The sequence below is a fragment of the Pantoea sp. FN0302 genome, from assembly GCF_050113775.1.
Taxonomy (GTDB): domain Bacteria; phylum Pseudomonadota; class Gammaproteobacteria; order Enterobacterales; family Enterobacteriaceae; genus Mixta; species Mixta alhagi.
The window spans coordinates 603,731-623,935 of sequence record NZ_JBNJSM010000001.1 but is presented as its reverse complement, the minus strand read 5'-3'; the positions used below and the strand labels follow the sequence as shown (position 1 = coordinate 623,935).

General features: G+C 55.3%; 20 protein-coding genes and 1 other annotated feature. Of the genes, 14 read left to right on the top strand and 6 right to left on the bottom strand.

Annotated elements, in window-relative coordinates; translation table 11 throughout:
- Positions 1-53: 53 nt before the first annotated feature.
- Positions 54-281, bottom strand: a complete 228-nt coding sequence (locus ACQE32_RS02805; protein ID WP_085071223.1) for a YgdI/YgdR family lipoprotein — start codon at positions 279-281, stop codon at positions 54-56.
- Positions 282-466: 185 nt separating this feature from the next.
- On the opposite strand from ACQE32_RS02805, the gene ACQE32_RS02800 reads away from it, so the two are divergent.
- From ACQE32_RS02800 to sbcB, 5 genes are all read left to right on the top strand, one after another.
- Positions 467-2,791 (top strand): FdhF/YdeP family oxidoreductase, encoded by a 2,325-nt coding sequence (locus tag ACQE32_RS02800; RefSeq protein ID WP_427021741.1) that lies wholly within the window; start codon positions 467-469, stop codon positions 2,789-2,791.
- A 305-nt stretch (positions 2,792-3,096) separates the two neighbouring features.
- A complete protein-coding gene (locus ACQE32_RS02795; protein WP_427021313.1) occupies positions 3,097-3,591 on the top strand; it encodes a hypothetical protein in 495 nt (164 codons plus the stop codon).
- On the top strand, positions 3,564-3,950 hold the full coding sequence (locus tag ACQE32_RS02790) for an HNH endonuclease signature motif containing protein (protein ID WP_427021312.1): 387 nt from the start codon (positions 3,564-3,566) through the stop codon (positions 3,948-3,950). Before ACQE32_RS02795 ends, ACQE32_RS02790 begins: the two co-directional genes overlap by 28 nt.
- Positions 3,947-4,426 carry a YrhA family protein gene (locus tag ACQE32_RS02785; protein ID WP_427021311.1) on the top strand — a complete coding sequence of 160 codons (480 nt, stop codon included), beginning with the start codon at positions 3,947-3,949 and terminating at the stop codon, positions 4,424-4,426. The genes ACQE32_RS02790 and ACQE32_RS02785 overlap by 4 nt, the downstream gene beginning before the upstream one ends.
- Positions 4,427-4,531: 105 nt before the next feature.
- The gene (gene sbcB, locus ACQE32_RS02780; protein WP_426980932.1) at positions 4,532-5,971 is read left to right on the top strand and encodes an exodeoxyribonuclease I; all 1,440 of its coding nucleotides are present in this window, start codon (positions 4,532-4,534) and stop codon (positions 5,969-5,971) included.
- A 42-nt stretch (positions 5,972-6,013) separates the two neighbouring features.
- Here the strand turns inward: sbcB and ACQE32_RS02775 are convergent, their stop codons facing one another.
- The 4 genes from ACQE32_RS02775 to ACQE32_RS02760 form a co-directional block, all read right to left on the bottom strand.
- Positions 6,014-6,559 (bottom strand): YfaZ family outer membrane protein, encoded by a 546-nt coding sequence (locus tag ACQE32_RS02775; RefSeq protein ID WP_426972071.1) that lies wholly within the window; start codon positions 6,557-6,559, stop codon positions 6,014-6,016.
- Between the two features lie 220 nt (positions 6,560-6,779).
- Positions 6,780-8,141: an APC family permease gene (locus tag ACQE32_RS02770; protein ID WP_426972070.1), complete on the bottom strand. Its 1,362-nt coding sequence runs from the start codon at positions 8,139-8,141 to the stop codon at positions 6,780-6,782.
- A gap of 310 nt (positions 8,142-8,451) precedes the next feature.
- Positions 8,452-9,747 (bottom strand): 4-aminobutyrate--2-oxoglutarate transaminase, encoded by a 1,296-nt coding sequence (gene gabT / locus ACQE32_RS02765; RefSeq protein WP_427021310.1) that lies wholly within the window; start codon positions 9,745-9,747, stop codon positions 8,452-8,454.
- Between the two features lie 10 nt (positions 9,748-9,757).
- Complete coding sequence (locus tag ACQE32_RS02760) at positions 9,758-11,173, bottom strand: glutamine synthetase family protein (protein ID WP_426972067.1); 1,416 nt, start codon at positions 11,171-11,173, stop codon at positions 9,758-9,760.
- Positions 11,174-11,446: 273 nt separating this feature from the next.
- Between ACQE32_RS02760 and puuD the strand changes: the two genes are divergently transcribed.
- From puuD to ACQE32_RS02745, 3 genes are read left to right on the top strand one after another with little or no spacing between them, the layout of a single operon-like run.
- Positions 11,447-12,205 (top strand): gamma-glutamyl-gamma-aminobutyrate hydrolase, encoded by a 759-nt coding sequence (gene puuD, locus ACQE32_RS02755; protein WP_427021309.1) that lies wholly within the window; start codon positions 11,447-11,449, stop codon positions 12,203-12,205.
- Positions 12,202-12,759 carry an HTH-type transcriptional regulator PuuR gene (gene puuR / locus ACQE32_RS02750; protein ID WP_426972065.1) on the top strand — a complete coding sequence of 186 codons (558 nt, stop codon included), beginning with the start codon at positions 12,202-12,204 and terminating at the stop codon, positions 12,757-12,759. The genes puuD and puuR overlap by 4 nt, the downstream gene beginning before the upstream one ends.
- Positions 12,760-12,777: 18 nt before the next feature.
- A complete protein-coding gene (locus tag ACQE32_RS02745; RefSeq protein WP_427021308.1) occupies positions 12,778-14,055 on the top strand; it encodes an NAD(P)/FAD-dependent oxidoreductase in 1,278 nt (425 codons plus the stop codon).
- A gap of 11 nt (positions 14,056-14,066) precedes the next feature.
- Here ACQE32_RS02745 and ACQE32_RS02740 read toward each other — a convergent pair whose 3' ends face one another.
- Positions 14,067-14,891 (bottom strand): SDR family oxidoreductase, encoded by an 825-nt coding sequence (locus ACQE32_RS02740; RefSeq protein WP_426980815.1) that lies wholly within the window; start codon positions 14,889-14,891, stop codon positions 14,067-14,069.
- A 170-nt stretch (positions 14,892-15,061) separates the two neighbouring features.
- Between ACQE32_RS02740 and hisL the strand changes: the two genes are divergently transcribed.
- From hisL to hisH, 6 genes are all read left to right on the top strand, one after another.
- Positions 15,062-15,109 (top strand): his operon leader peptide, encoded by a 48-nt coding sequence (gene hisL / locus ACQE32_RS02735; protein WP_100396937.1) that lies wholly within the window; start codon positions 15,062-15,064, stop codon positions 15,107-15,109.
- Positions 15,085-15,205, top strand: a sequence feature (His leader region). It overlaps the preceding gene by 25 nt.
- A gap of 44 nt (positions 15,206-15,249) precedes the next feature.
- Positions 15,250-16,149 (top strand): ATP phosphoribosyltransferase, encoded by a 900-nt coding sequence (gene hisG / locus ACQE32_RS02730; RefSeq protein WP_426972062.1) that lies wholly within the window; start codon positions 15,250-15,252, stop codon positions 16,147-16,149.
- 4 nt (positions 16,150-16,153) lie between these two features.
- The gene (gene hisD / locus ACQE32_RS02725; protein WP_426972061.1) at positions 16,154-17,461 is read left to right on the top strand and encodes a histidinol dehydrogenase; all 1,308 of its coding nucleotides are present in this window, start codon (positions 16,154-16,156) and stop codon (positions 17,459-17,461) included.
- Entirely contained in the window at positions 17,458-18,549 is a 1,092-nt protein-coding gene (gene hisC / locus ACQE32_RS02720; RefSeq protein WP_427021307.1) for a histidinol-phosphate transaminase, read from the top strand. The genes hisD and hisC overlap by 4 nt, the downstream gene beginning before the upstream one ends.
- Positions 18,546-19,613: a bifunctional histidinol-phosphatase/imidazoleglycerol-phosphate dehydratase HisB gene (gene hisB, locus ACQE32_RS02715; protein ID WP_427021306.1), complete on the top strand. Its 1,068-nt coding sequence runs from the start codon at positions 18,546-18,548 to the stop codon at positions 19,611-19,613. The genes hisC and hisB overlap by 4 nt, the downstream gene beginning before the upstream one ends.
- Positions 19,613-20,203, top strand: a complete 591-nt coding sequence (gene hisH / locus ACQE32_RS02710) for an imidazole glycerol phosphate synthase subunit HisH (RefSeq protein WP_250650300.1) — start codon at positions 19,613-19,615, stop codon at positions 20,201-20,203. The genes hisB and hisH overlap by 1 nt, the downstream gene beginning before the upstream one ends.
- Positions 20,204-20,205: the final 2 nt, after the last annotated feature.

Below are 20,205 nucleotides of genomic sequence, written 5' to 3'. Positions count from 1 at the left end.
TAATAAAAAAGCCACCTGACGGTGGCTCACCTGATTCACATTTGCTGAGGAAATTAGTGCGGGATTTCGGTCATTGATTTAACGTCAGAACGGTTGATCTGCTGCTCATTTCCGTTGGCGTCTTTATACTTAATCAAGCCGGTAGCATTGTCCTCTTTGGGTTTGCCATCACTGACAATTGTCCGTCCATCGTTAGTATGGATGGTGTAGTTGCTGCTGGAACATCCCGCTAATGGCAGGGCTGCGGCAAATGCAAATGCTAATAATGCTGTCTTTTTCATCATAACCTCCTGTTCAGATATTTACTCTTAATGTTTAGCACACTTTAATCATTACGCAATTTATCGCCTCTTTCTTTCCTGTGGCCTTTGTAATATTTCGAAAGCAATTAGCGCCCGGTTTTTCAGCTGCTTTGGCGACGTGTTCTATTCTTTAGTCACCGTTCCACAACAGAACACAGAGAATGATGAAACATAAAAATCGCACTATTGGTATTGCTCCCTACGGTGGATCGGCTGGCGGCTGGGGCGCGCTTAAGGCCGTTGCCGATGCATTGCGCGGACAGATGTCAGTGAAGCAGGATGTTATCGCGCTGTTTAAAGTCAACCAACCGCAAGGCTTCGACTGCCCCGGCTGCGCCTGGCCCGATCCACGTCACGCCTCATCTTTTGAGTTTTGTGAAAATGGCGCTAAAGCCGTCTCCTGGGAAGCCACCAGTAAACGCACTACGCCGGAATTTTTTGCCGCGCATACGGTAAGTGAACTGTGGCAGCGCAACGCATTTGAACTGGAGGGCGAAGGCCGCCTGACGCATCCCATGAAATATGATGCCGCCAGCGATACCTATCAGCCCATTGAGTGGGAAACTGCGTTTCGTGAAATAGGTGAGAGATTGCAAAGCTATAGCGATCCGGACAGCGTCGAATTTTACACTTCCGGGCGTGCTTCCAACGAGGCGGCTTTTCTCTATCAGCTGTTTGCGCGGGAATATGGCACCAATAACTTCCCGGACTGCTCGAACATGTGTCATGAGCCCACCAGCGTTGGCCTGCCGCAGTCGATTGGCGTCGGCAAAGGCACGGTTGAGCTGGAAGATTTCGATCATTGCGATCTGGTGCTCTGCATCGGCCATAATCCCGGTACCAATCATCCGCGTATGCTGGGAACGCTGCGCGAAGTCTCTAAACGCGGCGCGACTATTGTGGCGATTAACCCGCTGCGCGAGCGTGGGCTGGAGCGCTTTACGTCGCCGCAAAGCCCAATTGAGATGCTGTCGCTCGGCTCAACCGCGCTGGCCTCCACCTACTATAAAGTCCGTGTCGGCGGCGATGCAGCAATGTTAAAAGGCGTGATGAAAGCGCTGCTGGCGATGCATGAGCGGGCGCTAAAACAGGGCCAGCCAGGCGTTATTGATGAGGAATTTATCCGCGAACACACGGAAGGCTTTGAAGCGCTGAAGCAGGATCTGGAAGCGACCGAATGGCCGCATATCCTGAAGGTTTCCGGTATGGATTATAAGGAGATCCTGAACATTGCCCGCCTGTATGCCACATCAGAAAAAACCATTATTTGTTACGGCATGGGCATCACTCAGCATCAGTACGGCACCCAGAACGTACAGCAAATTGCTAATCTGCTGCTGATGCGCGGCAATATCGGCAAGCGTGGTGCCGGCATCTGTCCGCTGCGCGGTCATTCCAATGTACAGGGTGACCGCACCGTAGGCATTACTGAAATTCCCTCGCAGGAACTGCTCGACAGTATTGAGAAAGTGTTCGGTTTCAAGCCGCCGCAGCATCATGGTCATGGCGCAGTCGCTGCCATACAGGCAATGCGCGATGGCAAAGCAAAAGCGCTGCTCTGCCTCGGCGGTAACCTGGCGGAGGCGATGTCCGATCCCAACGTGACTTTTGACGCGATGCGTAAGTTGGATCTGGTGGTGCATATGGCCACTAAATTAAACCGTTCACATCTGCTGTTAGGCAAGCATAATTACATTTTGCCGGTACTGGGCCGTACCGAGCTGGATGTGCAGGCGTCCGGGGAACAAAGCATTACCGTAGAAGATTCCATGTCGATGGTTCATGCCTCGCGCGGTATGTTAAAGCCCGCTTCGCCCTGGCTAAAATCAGAGCCGGCAATTGTCGCGGGGCTGGCTAAGGCGACATTGCCTCATACCAAAGTCAACTGGGATCAGATGATCGGGGATTACAGCTTTATCCGCGCGGCAATTGAAGCCGTTTTCCCCGCTTTCAAAGATTACAACCGTCGTATTCTGCAGCCAGGCGGCTTCCGTCTGCGCAATGCAGCCTCCGAACGGGAATGGGACACGCCCTCAGGCCGGGCGCAGTTCAAGGTTATGGAAGGAATTAATGAGGATCCGCGCTCGCTGAAATGTCACGACCTGGTGCTGACGACGTTGCGCAGCCACGATCAGTACAACACCACGCTGTATGGCCTGAACGATCGCTATCGCGGCGTGACCGGACGGCGCGATGTGCTGTTTATCAATGCGGACGAGGCGGAAAAACGTCAGCTGCGGGTGGGCGACAGGGTAAATATCATTGCGCTGGATCCCGATGGCAAACGCACCGAGCGCCGTATGGATAATCTGACTATCGTGGTGCTGGATATGGCAGGCGGCTCAGCGGGCGCCTACTATCCGGAAGCCAACGTGATGGTCCCACTTGACAGCCATGATACCGCCAGCGGCATCCCGGCATATAAAAGCATTCCCATTGAGATGGAACCCTGCGCGGTGCCGGTAGAAACATCCGGCGCTCTGCGCTGATTAAACGACTAAGTGATAAAAAGCCTCCGCTATTATCGGGGGCTTTAATATTTCAGAAGGCATCAACATATTATGTCGCCAGCGATCGTCTTGCGAATAGCTTGTATTTAATGTCGATAAGCATAAAGCGCGTCTCGGCCAGGATGCTGGAATATACCCTGCATGCAGCAAAATAATTTATATCTGGTTGTTAACGATATGAGTAACCTTTTCAACTAAAAACAGATTAAAAAAACCATTATCAGGTTATTATCTCTTTTCGTGGCGTGTGAAATTATTTACCCATGAGGCTCGGCGGGTTTTCTGTGACAAAAGGCGCGCTGTTTTATATTAATGAGCACGGCGAACTGATTTGCCGCGACCCACTGGCGTTTAAGTTTGACGGGGCGCAGGATATTATCCGTGAATATAACCGATCGGTTGCTCGCCGCGAATATAGCAAACGGGGCGGTAAACCGCACCCTACTGCGTTACCTGCCCGGCTAACGAAAAAACAGCCCGCGCCGTTCAGCACTATCAACAGCAAAGCCGCCGGAAGACTGCTGGCGACAGGCGGGATTTATCATCAGAACCCAGAAATGTTTGCTGATACCGCACGTAAGCCAGGCGGAGATGCCACGAAAGAATTTGACCAGGTGCTAAATGAGCAGACTGCAGGATCGCTAATTGCATTAAGTGCTTTGTTTACTGCTGCCCGGACTGGAGTACACCCGGGCTCTATTATCGAATTAAAAAACTGGAAAGCTATCTGGGACGCTATAAAGGAAACCGAATGTTACTGCAAAACATTGATGTGGTAAAAATCAATTATGTCAAAAGAAGCAGCGCGGTTCAGAGAACGTTAAGGAATTCATTCAATAATAGTGTCAGACGAGAGTTTGCAAAAAACATTGCCGAGCATCCAGATATTATTAACCGTTTGGATGCACCACAACGAAAGATCCTACGGGCTGGACAGATACCAAATGGGTTTAGTGTCCATCATAAGCTTCCTCTGGACGATAACGGAACAAACGATTTTTCGAACCTGATATTAATCAGAAATAAAATAGAACATTCTATTTTTACAACTACTCAAAATGCCATCAGCCGTGGCCTGGCACCAGGCGACCGTAAAACAGTTTTATGGCCAGTTCCTAAGGGAGTAATTTATCCATGAAGGAAAAATTGAGCGGGTTAGCATTAGCTGGACATGAGTTTACTTTTTTGAGTAAAAACATGGGTTATGAGATTAGTCCTCCTTATACGGGTAAGATCCCCTCACACGATTTTGGTCGAGGAATTGCAGCGCAGCAGGCCAAATTTTGGCAGCAATATGGCGTATTATTATGCATTAGTAATGGATTATTCGCTGATGGTCATATTTTCTACGGCCTGACGACCGATGACGATGAACCCGGATTACTCAAATTTAATGATGTGTTGAATACACAAGGTTTCGAATGCGAGGGCATGCAGGGGCGCATTGTTATTGGCAGTAATAATACCGATACGCTTTATTACGACACCGCCACTGAGCGATGGGGATCCTGTGATCGCATCGGTACTGAAAAAGTATGGGAAACCTGCGAAACTCTGGCAAAATTAATAGAAACTCAACGCGCTATGTTGAGAGAGAACCACCCAAACTTATAGGTAAAAAGAGCGCCAAACTACGCGCCTCAACAGCATCGCTATCTGGCGGTTCTGATGAACCGGAATATGGTTTACCATGTAACGAACATTACCACTCAGCAGTCAATGGATAACATTTTGGCCAACGAACGCGCGCAACCGACCTTTCTCTTTCATGACTATGAAACCTTTGGTAAAAGCCCGGCGCTGGATCGACCAGCGCAGTTTGCCGGCATCCGCACCGATATGGATTTCAATATTATTGGCGAGCCGGAAGTGTTTTATTGCCAGCCCGCCGATGATTACCTGCCGCAGCCGGAAGCGGTAATGATCACCGGGATTACGCCGCAGCTGGCGCGGGCGCGCGGTGTTAAGGAAGCGGAATTCGCCCGGCGTATTCATGAGATTTTCACCGTCGAAAATACCTGCGTGGTGGGCTATAACAACGTGCGCTTCGATGATGAAGTCACGCGCAATCTCTTCTATCGCAATTTCTACGATCCCTATGCCTGGAGCTGGCAGAACGGTAATTCGCGCTGGGATCTGCTGGATGTGATGCGCGCCTGCTATGCGCTGCGTCCGGAAGGTATTGTCTGGCCAGAAAATGAGGATGGATTACCGAGCTTTAAACTGGAGCAGCTAACGCAGGCCAACGGCGTGGAACACACTCAGGCGCACGATGCGATGTCAGATGTTTATGCCACCATTGCTATGGCGAAGCTGGTGAAAACCAAACAGCCGAAGCTGTTTGATTTCCTCTTCAGCCATCGCACAAAGCAGAAAATCAATACGCTGATTGATATTCCACAGATGAAACCGCTGATGCATATCTCTGGCATGTTCGGCGCACTGCGCGGGAATACCAGCTGGATTGCGCCGCTGGCCTGGCACCCGGAAAATCGCAATGCCCTGATCGTTTGCGATCTGGCGGGTGATATCACGCCGCTGCTGGAGCTGGATGCCGACGCACTACGCGAACGCCTCTACACTCCGCGTCAGCAGCTGGGTGATGCTGCTGCGGTGCCGATTAAACTGGTGCATATCAATAAATGTCCGGTGCTGGCACCTGCTAACACGCTGCGCCCGGAAGATGCCAGTCGGCTTGGCATCGATCGCCAGCACTGCCTGAATAATCTGGCGGTGCTGCGCCAGCATGCAGAGATCCGTGAAAAAGTGGTTGCCCTGTATGCCGAGGCGGAACCTTTTACCCCTTCGCCGGATGTTGATGCCCAGCTCTATAACGGCTTTTTCAGCGATGCCGACAAAGCGGCAATGAACATTATTCAGCAAACGGCACCCGCTAACCTGCCGGCGCTCGATCTGACCTTTAACGATGCACGCATCGCCCCGCTGCTGTTTCGCTATCGTGCACGTAATTTCCCGGGCACGCTCGATGACAGCGAGCAGCAGCGCTGGCTGCAGCACCGCCGCGAAGCCTTAAACAGCGAACGCATTGAATCTTTCCTGCTGGAGCTGGAGTCGCTGGCTAACCTACACGACGGCGATAATGAGAAGTTAACGCAACTGAAAGCGCTGTATGACTACGCGCGTGAACTGGTCTCATAAAAAAGCCGTCCTGCGGGACGGCTTTTTGTCTTGCGCAAGGCATCAGAAGCGCAGTGAAGCGCCAATATATGGGCCGTCAGCCAGCACGTTATCTTTGCGATCGCCTTTGTTGTTCATTTCGGCATATTTATAGCCAACCCGCACGTTCAGCAGCGAAATCGGTGTAAAGCTGATGCCGCCAGAGGCTTCCTGATAGCTGTCGAGATGATCGGTAAAGGATTCCGGTGAATAGTAATATTCGCCGTACAGGCCGATCATCTTCGTGACCGGCAGGCTGATACCAGCGCCTACGGCGGCGGCAAAGCCACTTTTACCATCTTCCGGATCGATCCACATGGCTTTGATGCCAGGCGTCAGGAAAACAGAACCAATTTCCACGTTATAACCCAGACGCAGGCCCGAAACGTTGCCGTCATGATCGCTGCGCATCCAGTTGCCGGACAGGCTCAGGCCAGGGGAAGTGGTTCCCAGTCCAACGTTCAGGTTGGTGTAATGTTCACCCACATCAACGCTGCCTTCGATAGCCTGCGCTGCTCCCGTTGCCAGCATCAGCGCAAGACCGCTGCTTACCACTACTTTTTTAAACATTGCCAACTCCATTGATTCAGGCAGATATTGCTGGCGCAGGGTAACCAGGCATGCGACCGGTTACAAGGGATTTTGTCTGAGTCCCTCCGCCCTGAAGGCCGCCCCGCATCGCGCTTGCGCCAGACTATCGCGCAACGCCATTCGATAGTCAGCCACAAAAAAGGCCAGACAGTGGTCTGGCCTTAACATTTTGATGCCGGTAGCGATTAATCGCGGCGAATCAGAGTGATTCTTCGCTGTACTGCGGCACCGGATTACGGAAGCTGCGGGTGACGACGGCGAGATAAATAATCCCGACCGCAGCCCAAATCAGCCCCAGCACCATTGAACTCTCTTCGAGGTTCACCCAAAGCGCGCCTACTGTCAGCGCACCGCACAGCGGCAGCAGCAGGAAGTTGATATTGTCCTTCAGCGTATAACGGCGCTTTTCACGGAGCCAGAACTGCGCGATGACCGACAGGTTTACGAAGGTAAAGGCAACCAGCGCACCAAAGTTAATCAGCGCCGTGGCCGTTACCAGGTCAAAGCGGATCGCCAGTAGCGCGATAGCGCCAACCAGCAGCACGTTCAGCGCCGGGGTACGCCACCTGGGATGTACGTAGCCGAAGAAACGCTCCGGGAACACGCCGTCGCGCCCCATCACGTACATTAGACGGCTTACGCCCGCGTGCGCCGCCATACCGGAAGCCAGCACCGTAATGCAGGAGAAAATCAGGATGCCGAACTGGAAGGTTTTACCCGCCACGTAAAGCATGATCTCCGGCTGCGAGGCGTCAGGATCTTTAAAGCGCGAAATGTCCGGGAAATAGAGCTGCAAGAAGTAAGAGACCACGATAAAGATGATGCCGCCTACCAGCGCCGTCAGGAAAATTGCTTTCGGGATCACGCGCTCTGCATCTTTGGTCTCTTCTGAAAGCGAGCTGATACCGTCAAAGCCCAGGAACGAGAAGCAAAGAATAGTCGCACCGGTGATCATCGGCACCACATGAGCATTCTCCGACCAGAACGGACGGCTGCTCACCAGCGTGCCCGCGCCTTCACCGTGCGCAACGCCGTAAATCACCATCGCCATCAGCGCGATTATTACCGCGACCTGCAGCACCACAATCAGGCTGTTGAAGTTTGCTACGGTTTTGATGCCGCGCAGGTTCGTCAACGTCATAAAGCCCACCAGCAGCACGACGAAAATCCATGAAGGCAGATCCGGCACCAGCGCTTCAAAATAAATTTTCGCCAGCAGGATGTTGATCATCGGCATAAACAGATAATCAAGCAGCGATGACCAGCCAACCATAAAGCCAACGTGCGGGCTAATGGTTTTCTGCGCATAGGTGTATGCGGAACCCGCCGATGGGAAGCGGCGTACCAGCTTACCGTAGCTCAGCGCAGTAAACAGAATGGCAATCAACGCAAAAGCGTAAGCGGTGGCAACGTGACCCTCAGTCAGGCCGGATACGATACCGAACGTATCGAACAGCGTCATCGGCTGCATATAGGCCAGACCAATCATCACCACCGGTAATAAGGTCAGTGTTTTTTTCAGCTGCGTGCGCGGCTGTGCGGTATGCGTATTATGCGTCATGGTTTAGTCCCCCCATAGCGGCGGCCTGATTGAGGCGGACCACAGGGAAACTTCGCGCTATGCGAGAAAGAGTCTTCAGAGGCGTGAGGGAAGAAGCGTTGGCAAGGCTGCCGGTTGCGCCATAATCATCACGGAGTCGAACACCAGCGAAAGCCAGTGAGAAGTTAACGAGTTGCCCCATCTTGTTTTCCTTTAAACCACACGGTGAACGTGTTACGTGTATCTATCCGGCACGTAGGCCGGCCTCTTTTATGAATGAGCCTGATTAAATGCAAAAAAATAACCGACGCCTGAAGCGCCGGTTATCTGTCTATTTTGCAGGGCGCATATTCTGCACTACCCGGAGGGAGGATGACAAGATGTTGAGACCTTCAGATACAATTTCTTTTTCAGCCGTTAGGGGAATAAGAAAACGAATTACATTGGCGCGCACGCCACACGCCAGCAGCACCAGCCCCTGACGTCCCGCTTCCTGCACCAGCGCCTGGGTCAGCGCCTTCGCCGGACGCTGCGCATCGCCCTCTTCCACCAGTTCCATGGCGATCATCGCCCCCTGATGACGGATATCGCCGATACAGTCATACTGCGCCGCCAGCTGCTGCAGAAAGGCTACCACCTGCTCGCCCTGCTGCTGCGCACGCAGGTTAAGCTGCTCGCGTTCAATGATCTCCACCACCGCCAGCGCCGCAGCAACCCCCATTGGCGAACCGGCATAGGTGCCACCCAGCCCGCCCGCCTGCGCTTTTTGCATCAGTGAAGCACGACCCACCACCGCCGACAGCGGGAAACCGCCAGCCAGGCTTTTCGCCATGGTGATTAAGTCAGGCTCCACGCCACTGTGTTCGATGGCAAAGGTTTTGCCGGTACGACAGAAGCCGCTCTGGATCTCGTCAGCGATCAGCACAATGCCATGCTCATCGCAAAGATGACGCAGCTGGCGCATAAAGTTGGGCGATGCGGCATAAAAACCGCCCTCGCCCTGTACGGGTTCAATAATAATGGCCGCCACATCATCCGGAGAAACGTCGGCCGCAAAAATCCCCTGCAGCGCGCCCAGCGCCTGGCTTTCACTGATGCCTAAATAGCTGATGGGATAAGGCGCATGGAAGATACCGCCCGGAAAAGGACCGTAGCCTTTTTTATAGGGCTGCACTTTACCGGTCAGCGCCATGCCCAATAGCGTGCGCCCATGAAAGCCGCCGCGAAAAGCGATTATCCCGGCGCGACCGGTGGCGATACGCGCTACCTTGATGGCGTTTTCCACGGCTTCCGCGCCGGTTGACATCAGCAGCGTTTGCGTGGGTTCGGCAATCGGCACCAGCGCATTCAGCTTCTCCGCCAGCTCGACATAGCTGCCGTAAGGCGTAACCTGAAAGCAGGGATGGGTAAAGCATTCCAGCTGCGCCTGTACCGCGCGCATAACGTCTGGATGATTATGACCGGTGTTTAATACCGCAATGCCCGAGGCAAAATCGATATAGCGCCGCCCTTCCACATCCCACAGCTCCGCGTTGCGCGCTTTAGCGATATAGACCTGAAGAGAGTTCCCCACGCCGGGCGTAACCGCTGCCTCGCGCCGCGCCTGCCACTGTTGATTGGTTTGCATTATCACCACCTCAGGCGTTTTTTAACATCCAGTCAATTTCAGTTGCGGTAATCAGCCGTTCAAACTGCATCAGCTCATGATGTTTGCAGCAGTGCCAGACAAAGCTAAAGCGTTCGCCCAACAGATCCTGCAGCGTGCGGCTACGGGCAAACAGATCCAGTGCTTCGCTCTGCCGCACCGGGAGCGGCGTGCCCACTGCTTCATGACCGTTGCCGGTCACCGCTGCCGGAAGCGGCAGTGCATTATCCAGCCCGTGCAGAATGCCAGCGAAAATCGCTGACATCACCAGCCAGGGATTGGCATCAGCGCCGGCAACGCGATATTCAACGCGGCGGTTTTCAATGTCGCCACAGGGAATGCGCAGCGCGACGGTGCGGTTGTTATGTCCCCATGACGCCTGCAGCGGTACCCAGGATTCCGGGCAGAAGCGGCGGTAAGCATTCACGTTGGGTGCCAGCAGCGCCATCGAGGCAGGCATCAGATCGATCATCCCGGCCAGCGCCCGCTTCAGCAGTGGCGAATCGCTGCCGTCATCGCAGGCAAAGGCGTTATGGTCGGCAGCGTCCAGCATGCTGACATGCACATGCATACCGCTGCCCGCATACTCTTCATAAGGTTTCGCCATAAAGGTGGCGGTCATGCCGTGGTTTTCCGCCACCTGGCGAATCAGGCGTTTGAGCTGAAGCGCATGATCGCAGGCGCTCAGCACGTTGCGCGTATGCCGCAGATTGATTTCAAACTGGCCCGGCGAGGCTTCCGCCAGCGCGCCATCGCCAGGAATGCCCTGCAGCTGCGCCAGCCGGTCAATATCCCCCAGAACCTGGGCGAAATGGTCAAGATTATCCACGGAATAGACCTGGCTTTGCATGCTGCGCTCATCGCTGCCGGGCGTACAGGGCGGTTGAATAAAACCGTCGTGGTCGCGTTGTTTATCGACCAGATAGAACTCCAGCTCTACCGCTACCACCGGAAACAGTCCCCGGTTGCGCAAGCGCTGCCAGAGATTGTTTAAAACATTACGGGGTTCAACGTCAAAGGGAGTGCCATCTTGATTACGCATGGTCAGCAGCAGTTGTGCTATGCGGTCGGGATCGGAAGCGGAAGGAACCAGCGTGCCCTCAACAGGCGTACAGATATTATCCGGCTCGCCCAGCGCCTGGCCTAAACCAGCCTGCTCGACGGTATTGCCCAGAATATCCATCGCAAACACGGAGGCCGGGAAGTAACAGCCCTTTTCCAGTTTCGCCAGGCTGCCTATCGGGATACGTTTACCGCGAAAAATACCGTTCAAATCATTGAGGAGAATGTCGACATATTGCGTTTCAGGATGGCGTTCCAGATAGGTTTTTACCTCATTCTGGAACGCGCTGGTTCGCATCTCTTCACTATGTCTTGTGAAGTCTTCTACTTCTACCAGGTTTGTCATGATCCCACCCGCCATTTACCGTTTTAGAAGGGTTGTGCGTACTGCTCAAAATAACGGCCATATTTAGAACATAGTCATAAGACAAAAAGTGTGCAAATGTTACAGAGTGGTTTGAATATTGAACAAAGCCTGTCTAGATTGTAAACAGACAGGCAGGTCATAAAAAGCCTGTACGCGCTTAACCCGCCCGCCAGCGCCCCGCAAGGAGGTCAGGAAACAGCATAGGCTCTAAGCGGTTTTGTCAGAAATAATTGCCAGCCGGAGACCAACGATGTGGAAAGAATAATAGACAATCCGCTTATCGGCGTAGTGATGTGCCACACAGTAAAGGATGGGCATCCAGGCTGGGTTCTCTATCAAAAATATCTCGATGCGATTATGGATGCCGGCGGTGTGGTTATCGCGCTGCCCCACCGGCCAGGGCTGGGCGAGATAATCTCTCAGCGTACGCTGCCGTTGTTTGACGGCCTGCTATTGCCGGGCAGTCCCAGCAATATTGAACCCTGGCGCTATGGCGCGGCAGGTGAAGAAGAAGAGAGCGATCCGGGGCGTGACGAACTGGCGATGCAGCTGATCCCACAGGCGCTGGCGCTGCGGCTGCCGTTGTTGGCCATTTGCCGCGGCATGCAGGAGCTGGCTGTAGCCGCAGGCGGCACGCTCAACCGTCAGTTGCCGGATGAAAAGGTGCTGCATTATGCCGACACTGACGCACCGCTGGCTGAGCAGTATGCGCCAGCGCATCATATTGCGCTAACGCCAGACGGCCAGCTGGCGCGTCTGCTGGGCAGCGACGCACCGCTACAGGTTAATTCGCTGCATAAACAGGGCATCAAAGATCCGGGCCCACGGTTATGGCCGGAGGCGATCGCAGAGGATGGCGTGATTGAAGCGGTCTCTGTTCCCGAACACCCGTTTGCCATTGGCGTACAGTGGCATCCGGAGTGGCAACACCAGCATTCCTGCGCCTCATCCCGGCTGTTTGAGGCATTTATCAGCGCCTGTCATCAATATCGCAAGGAAAAACGGCTATGAACGAAGCCACTCTCGCCCCCGGACGACGTCTGTCTCAAATCCGGCAAGAGTTAGGTTTGTCGCAGCGGCGAGTTGCTGAGCTCGCCGGGCTGACCCACAGTGCCATCAGCACCATTGAACAGGATAAAGTCAGCCCTGCTGTCAGTACGCTGCAAAAGCTGCTGACGGTTTACGGGCTGTCGCTGTCAGAATTTTTTTCAGAGGCGGTAAAAAATAGCCCGCCGAAAATGGTGATTGAGCAGGATGAGCTGATCGATATTGGCAGCCAGGGCGTCTCCCTGAAGCTTATCCATAACGGCAGCCTCCGCCATAATCTGGCAATGCTGCTGGAAACCTACCAGCCAGGTGCCACGACCGGTGAAAAAATTCGTCATCCCGGCGAGGAAACCGGCACGCTGCTGGAGGGTGAAATCACGCTGACTATTAACGGGCAGCGCTACCAGCTGCATGCCGGGCAAAGTTATATTATTGATACCGGTCAGCCGCACAGTTTTAGTAATACCTCGAATCGGGTCTGTCGTATTGTCAGCGCCCATACGCCCGCTAACTTCTGAGAGCCAGAGGAGACCGCCGTGAATCATGTGGATAGCTATTACGCCGCAACGGCTAATTCGCATCAGCCCTGGCCGCAGCTGGATGGCTCGGTACAGTGCGATGTGTGTATTATCGGTGCCGGATTTACCGGTCTCTCTTCGGCGCTGTTTTTAACCGAGGCGGGCTATGAGGTGGTAGTGCTGGAGGCGGAGAGCGTCGGCTACGGCGCCAGCGGGCGCAACGGCGGACAAGTGGTGAACTCTTACAGCCGCGATATTGATGTGATTGAGCAGCGCTACGGCACCGACGCGGCGCGCATGCTGGGCAGTATGATGTTCGAAGGTGCCGATATTATTCGCGATCGCATCGACCGCTACGCCATTGACTGCGATTACCGACCCGGCGGCATTTTCGCCGCGCTGAATGCGCGTCAGATGCAGCATCTGCGCACGCAGCAGCAGCTATGGGAGCGCTACGGCAACCATCAGCTTGAGCTACTGGATGAGCGCGGCATCCGACGCGCCATTGGCACCGAGCGTTATGTCGGTGGGCTGCTGGATCGGCGCGGCGGCCATCTGCATCCGTTAAACCTGGCGCTGGGCGAAGCAGAAGCGATACGTCGTCACGGCGGCCGGATTTATGAACAGTCGGCGGTGGAAAAAGTAACCTACGGCACGCCCAATATCGTTAAAACCGCACGTGGCGACGTCAGCGCTAAATTTGTGATTTTTGCCGGTAACGCCTATCTGGCACCGGAGCTGGAGCCGCGTCTGAGCCGTAAAAGCATGCCCTGCGGCTCGCAGATTGTCACCACCGAACCGCTCAGCGCGGATCAGGCGCTGGCGCTGCTGCCGGACAATTACTGCGTTGAGGATTGTAACTATCTGCTGGACTATTTCCGCTTAACCGCCGACAACCGCCTGCTGTACGGCGGCGGCGTGATTTATGGCGCACGTGAACCGCAGGATATCGCCGCGCTGATCCGTCCGAAGCTGCTGAAAACCTTTCCTCAGTTGCAAAACGTTAAGCTAAGCCATTGCTGGAGCGGCAACTTTTTACTGACGCTGTCGCGGATGCCGCAGCTGGGACGGCTGGATAAGCAGGTTTATTACATTCAGGGCGACAGTGGACACGGTGTTACCTTTACCCATCTGGCGGGCAAGCTGGTGGCGGAAACGCTACGCGGCGACGCCGAACGCTTTGACGCATTCGCCCGCCTGCCGCATCTGCCCTTCCCCGGCGGTCGACGTTTTAAAGTGCCGCTGACCGCCGTCGGTGCCGCCTGGTATGCACTGCGCGATCGGCTTGGTGTCTAATTGCCGCTGCGTTAACCCAACGGCATGGTGGCCGGATCGGGGTAACGATACTCAAATCCCAGTTCGTCGCAAATTTTACTGCCATCGACAATTTTGCCTTGTTTATTACCGGCAGCGGCAAAGGTTGGCGGCGTTAATCCCAGCTGCTGGGCGGCTGCGCGATAGAATTGCTCACGGGCCGGATGCGCCGGAGCGCTAAGGTTATAGATATGGCCGCCTTTTGGCGTTTGCAGCAGCAGCGTAATTGCCGCTACCACATCATCCACATGCACCAGATTCACGCCAAGTTCACCATCCGGCACATCAGTTTTACCAGCAAGAAAGCGTCCCGGATGACGCTGCGGCCCGACCAGACCGGCCAGCCGCAAAATATCGACCGAGGTACCCGGCAGATCGTGCAGCCAGTTTTCCAGCTCCGCCAGTGTCTTTCCGGCAACGGTAACCGGCTGCAACGGGCTATGCTCTTTCATCACGCCCGCGCCGTTGCCGTAAACTGAGGTGGAACTGGTAAAGATAATGCGCGGCACGTTAAACGCCAGCGCGCTGTCGACCAGGTTTTGCACCGCACGCTGATAATTTTCGCCGCCCTCTGCCGTACGGCTGGCTGGCAAGGTCACCACCAGCGCATCTACCGACAGCAGCGCCTCCAGCTCATCGGCATCGCACGCCAGTTCCGGAGTCAGCCGCAGCTCACAGCAGGCGATCCCGCACATGCGCGCCGCCTCGACGCCATCCGGTGTGGTTTTGCTGCCGCTCACCTGCCAGCCGCGCGCCGTTAACGCCGTTGCCAGCGGCATACCCAGCCATCCCAGACCTACAATCGCGACCTTTTTCATTTCTGCTCCTGCCCCTTCAGCTTGATTAACAATAAGGCTACGTCACGCCTTCGCGCGTGACAATCTTCGCACAAAAAGAGATTTCTCTGCCTGGCGAAAAAACGGTTGCCAATGTGCGCTATCTCCGCTAGGTTAATCAGCAGGCAAATGAATATACATGCAGAGAAATTATGACACGCGTTCAGTTCAACCATCATCACCACCATCATCCTGACTAGTCTTTCAGGCGATGTGTGCTGGAAGACGTTTAGGATCTTCCAGTGGTGCAGAACGCAAATGGCCCCCGGAAGATCCTCTTCCGGGGGCTTTTTTTTGGCGGACTGCAACAGACAGGATAAATGAGAAGAGGACTGGAGAGATGTTAGATAACACCCGTTTACGCATAGCTATGCAAAAATCTGGCCGTTTAAGCGATGAGTCACGCGAGCTTCTGGCGCGCTGCGGCATTAAAATTAACCTGCAGCAACAGCGTCTGATCGCCTTCGCTGAAAACATGCCAATCGATATTTTGCGCGTGCGTGATGATGATATCCCCGGCCTGGTGATGGATGGCGTAGTGGATCTCGGCATCATTGGCGAAAATGTGCTGGAAGAAGAGTTGCTGACCCGCCGTGCGCAAGGTGAAGACCCGCGCTACTTTACTCTGCGTCGCCTTGATTTTGGCGGCTGCCGTCTGTCGCTGGCGATGCCGGTAGATGAGGAGTATACCGGCGTCCAGTGTCTGCAAAATACGCGTATTGCCACCTCCTATCCTCATCTGCTGAAGCAGTATCTTGATAAACAAGGCGTCGCTTTTAAATCCTGCCTGCTAAATGGCTCCGTTGAAGTCGCGCCGCGCGCGGGTCTGGCCGATGCGATCTGCGATCTGGTTTCTACCGGCGCCACGCTGGAGGCCAATGGCCTGCGTGAAGTGGAAGTGATTTATCGCTCGAAAGCGGTGCTGATCCAGCGCGACGGCGAGCTGTCAGCGGCGAAACAGGAGCTGGTGGATAAGCTGATGACGCGTATCCAGGGCGTGATCAAAGCGCGTGAATCAAAATACATTATGCTGCATGCGCCAAGCGACCGGCTGGAAGAGGTGATTGCGCTGCTGCCAGGTGCTGAACGTCCAACGGTGCTGCCGCTGGCAGGCGACCAAAGCCGCCTGGCGATGCACATGGTCAGCAGTGAGACGCTGTTCTGGGAAACCATGGAAAAATTAAAGGCGCTGGGCGCCAGTTCCATTCTGGTGTTGCCAATTGAGAAGATGATGGAGTAATGCCATGAGCCGCTTTGACACGCTTACAGACTGGCAGCAGTGCGACGAGGCGCAGCAGCAGGCGCTGCTGATGCGCCCTGCGATTTCTGCTTCCGATAACATTACGCAAACGGTGCGCTCGATCCTTGCCCGCGTCAGCGAAGCGGGCGATGCCGCGCTGCGTGAATATAGCGCCGCCTTTGATAAAACTCAGGTTGATGAACTGCGCGTTAGCGCGGCTCAGATTGCCGAAGCGGCTGCACGGCTTGACGATAACGTAAAGCAGGCGATGGCGGTGGCGGTAGCGAACATCGAAACCTTTCACCGCGCCCAGCAGCTGCCTGCGGTAGATATTGAAACCCAGCCGGGCGTGCGCTGTCAGCAGGTAACGCGCCCGATCCGCTCAGTGGGTCTCTATATTCCTGGCGGTTCAGCGCCGCTGTTCTCTACGGTACTGATGCTGGCAACGCCGGCACGCATTGCTGGCTGCGCACGCGTGGTGCTCTGCTCGCCGCCGCCGATTGCCGATGAGATCCTGTATGCCGCGCAGCTGTGTGGCGTAGAAGAAGTTTTTCAGGTCGGCGGCGCGCAGGCGATTGCCGCCCTCGCCTTCGGCACCGAATCGGTTCCGAAAGTAGATAAAATTTTTGGCCCCGGCAATGCCTGGGTGACCGAAGCCAAGCGCCAGGTCAGTCAGCGTCTGGATGGCGCTGCGATCGATATGCCTGCAGGCCCCTCTGAGGTACTGGTGATTGCCGATGATGATGCCACGCCCGCTTTTGTTGCTTCTGATTTGCTGTCGCAGGCGGAACATGGTCCCGATTCACAGGTGATCCTGCTGACGCCGTCGCGCCGCCTGGCACAGGCGGTAGCAGAAGCGGTGGAAGCACAGCTGGAACAGCTGCCGCGCGCGGCCACCGCGCGTCAGGCATTAGCCAGCAGCCGACTGATCGTTGCCCGCGATCTGCAACAGTGCGTGGAGATTTCCAACCGCTACGGGCCAGAGCACTTGATTATCCAGACGCGCCAGCCGCGCGAGCTGGTGGATCAGATCACCAGCGCCGGTTCGGTGTTTCTCGGCGACTGGTCACCGGAATCGGCAGGTGATTACGCTTCCGGCACCAACCACGTATTGCCGACCTACGGCTATACCGCCACCTGCTCCAGCCTCGGTCTCGCTGATTTTCAAAAGCGCATGACGGTACAGGAGCTAACGCCGCAGGGTTTCCTGAATCTGGCCCCAACCATTGAGACGCTGGCTGCCGCCGAGCAGCTTATCGCCCATAAAAATGCTGTCACGCTGCGGGTCGCCGCGCTAAAGGAGCAAGCATGAGCCTGAATATTGCTGAATTAGCGCGCGCTAACGTGCGTGCGCTGACGCCCTATCAGTCGGCGCGTCGTCTCGGCGGCAACGGTGACGTCTGGCTGAACGCCAACGAATATCCGCTGCCGGTCCCGTTTGAAATGTCGCAAAACACGCTGAATCGCTATCCGGAGTGTCAGCCAGAGCAGGTGATCCGGCGTTACGCCGCCTATGCTGGCGTGACGCCGGATCAGGTGCTGGTGAGCCGTGGCGCGGATGAAGGTATTGAACTGCTGATCCGGGCTTTCTGCGAGCCAGGCCAGGACGCTATTCTGTTCTGCCCGCCCACTTACGGCATGTACAGCGTTAGTGCCGAAACTATCGGCGTGGAGTACCGCACCGTGCCGGCGCTGGATAACTGGCAGCTGAACCTGCCTGCGATCGCCGCTGCGCTGGATGGCGTAAAGCTGATCTATATGTGCAGCCCGAATAATCCCACCGGCAACCTGATTGACCCGGAGGCAATTCGTCAGCTGCTGGAGATGACGCGCGGCAAAGCGCTGGTGGTGGCAGACGAGGCCTACATCGAATTTTGCCCCCAGGCGACGCTGGCAGGCTGGATTGCAGAGTACCCGCATCTGGTGGTATTGCGCACCCTGTCGAAAGCCTTTGCGCTGGCGGGACTGCGCTGCGGCTTTACGCTGGCCAACGCGGCGGTCATCGAGCTGCTACTGAAGGTGATTGCGCCCTACCCGCTCTCAACGCCGGTAGCCGATATCGCCGCGCAGGCGTTGAGCGACGACGGCATTACGCTGATGCGACAGCATGTGGTTGAGCTAAATACTAACCGCGCCTGGCTGGCGACCGCTCTGACCAGGCTTTCCTGTGTGGAACAGGTGTTTCCCAGCGAAACCAACTATATTCTGGTGCGCTTTACTGACTCTCCGACGATATTTAAATCGCTGTGGGATCAGGGCATTATTCTGCGGGACCAGAACAAAAACCCGGGGCTCGCCGGATGCCTGCGCATTTCCATCGGTACCCGAAATGAGTGCGAGCGCCTGATCGCCGCACTGCAAGCCTTACCCGGCGCCGCCGGCATTGTGGAGCAAGCATGAGTCAGAAAACCCTTTTTATCGATCGCGACGGCACCCTTATCAGCGAACCCCCGCAGGATTTTCAGGTGGATCGCATGGAGAAGCTGGCCTTTGAACCTGATGTGATCCCGGCGCTGCTGGCGTTGCAGAAAGCCGGTTACCAGTTGGTAATGATCACCAACCAGGATGGCCTTGGCACTGCCAGTTTCCCGCAGGCTGACTTTGACGGTCCGCACAACCTGATGATGCAGATTTTTAACTCGCAGGGCGTGCGCTTTACCGATGTACTGATCTGTCCGCATCTACCAGCGGATAACTGCGACTGCCGTAAGCCAAAAACCCAAATGGTGGAAGCCTGGCTGGCAGAAGGCGCGCTGGATAAGGCGCACAGCTATGTGATCGGCGATCGCGCCACCGATATCGAACTGGCGCAGAACATGGGTATTCAGGGATTACGCTACAGCCAGGACGGTCTGAACTGGAACGCCATCAGTCAAAAACTGACGCAGCGCGATCGCTACGCGAAGGTGAACCGCAATACCAAAGAGACGCAGATTGAAATCGAAGTCTGGCTGGATCGCGAAGGCGGCAGCAAAATCAACACCGGCGTTGGCTTCTTCGATCATATGCTGGATCAGATCGCTACGCATGGCGGCCTGCGTATGAACGTTGAGGTAAAAGGCGACCTGTATATCGACGATCACCACACGGTAGAGGATACCGGCCTGGCGCTGGGCGAGGCGCTGCTGAAAGCGCTGGGTGACAAGCGCGGCATCGGGCGCTTTGGCTTCGTGCTGCCGATGGATGAGTGCCTGGCGCGCTGCGCGCTGGATATTTCCGGCCGTCCGCATCTGGAGTTCAAGGCGGAGTTTAACTATCAGCGCGTCGGCGATCTCAGCACTGAGATGGTTGAGCACTTTTTCCGCTCTCTCTCCTACTCTATGGCCAGCACGCTGCATCTGAAAACCAAAGGCAAAAACGATCATCATCGTGTAGAAAGCCTGTTTAAAGCTTTTGGCCGCACGCTGCGCCAGGCGATTCGTGTAGAAGGCAACACCCTGCCGAGTTCGAAAGGAGTGCTGTAATGAACGTGGTGATCCTGGATACCGGCTGCGCCAACCTCTCGTCGGTAAAAGCAGCCATTCAACGCCTGGGCTATCAGCCGCAGGTTAGCCGCGAGGCGGATATTGTTCTGCAGGCAGACAAGCTTTTCCTGCCGGGTGTCGGCACGGCCCGGGCGGCTATGGATCAGCTACACGAACGTGATCTGGTGGATCTGATTAAAGCCTGCACGCAGCCTACTTTAGGTATCTGTCTGGGAATGCAGCTGCTCGGCAGCGGCAGCGATGAAAACGGCGGTGTAAAAACCTTAGGGATTATTGACCAGCCGGTAGATCTGATGAAAGACCAGGGTCTGCCGCTACCGCATATGGGCTGGAACCGCGTCACGCCGAAAGCGGGCGAGCATCTGTTCCGTGGCATTGAAGATAACAGCTGGTTTTATTTCGTCCACAGTTATGCGATGCCGGTTAACCCTTATACCATCGCCCAGTGTGACTATGGTCAGCCTTTTACCGCTGCGGTACAGAAAGATAATTTCTACGGCGTCCAGTTCCATCCTGAGCGTTCCGGCAAAGCGGGCGCGCAGCTGCTGAAAAACTTCCTGGAGATGTAAGG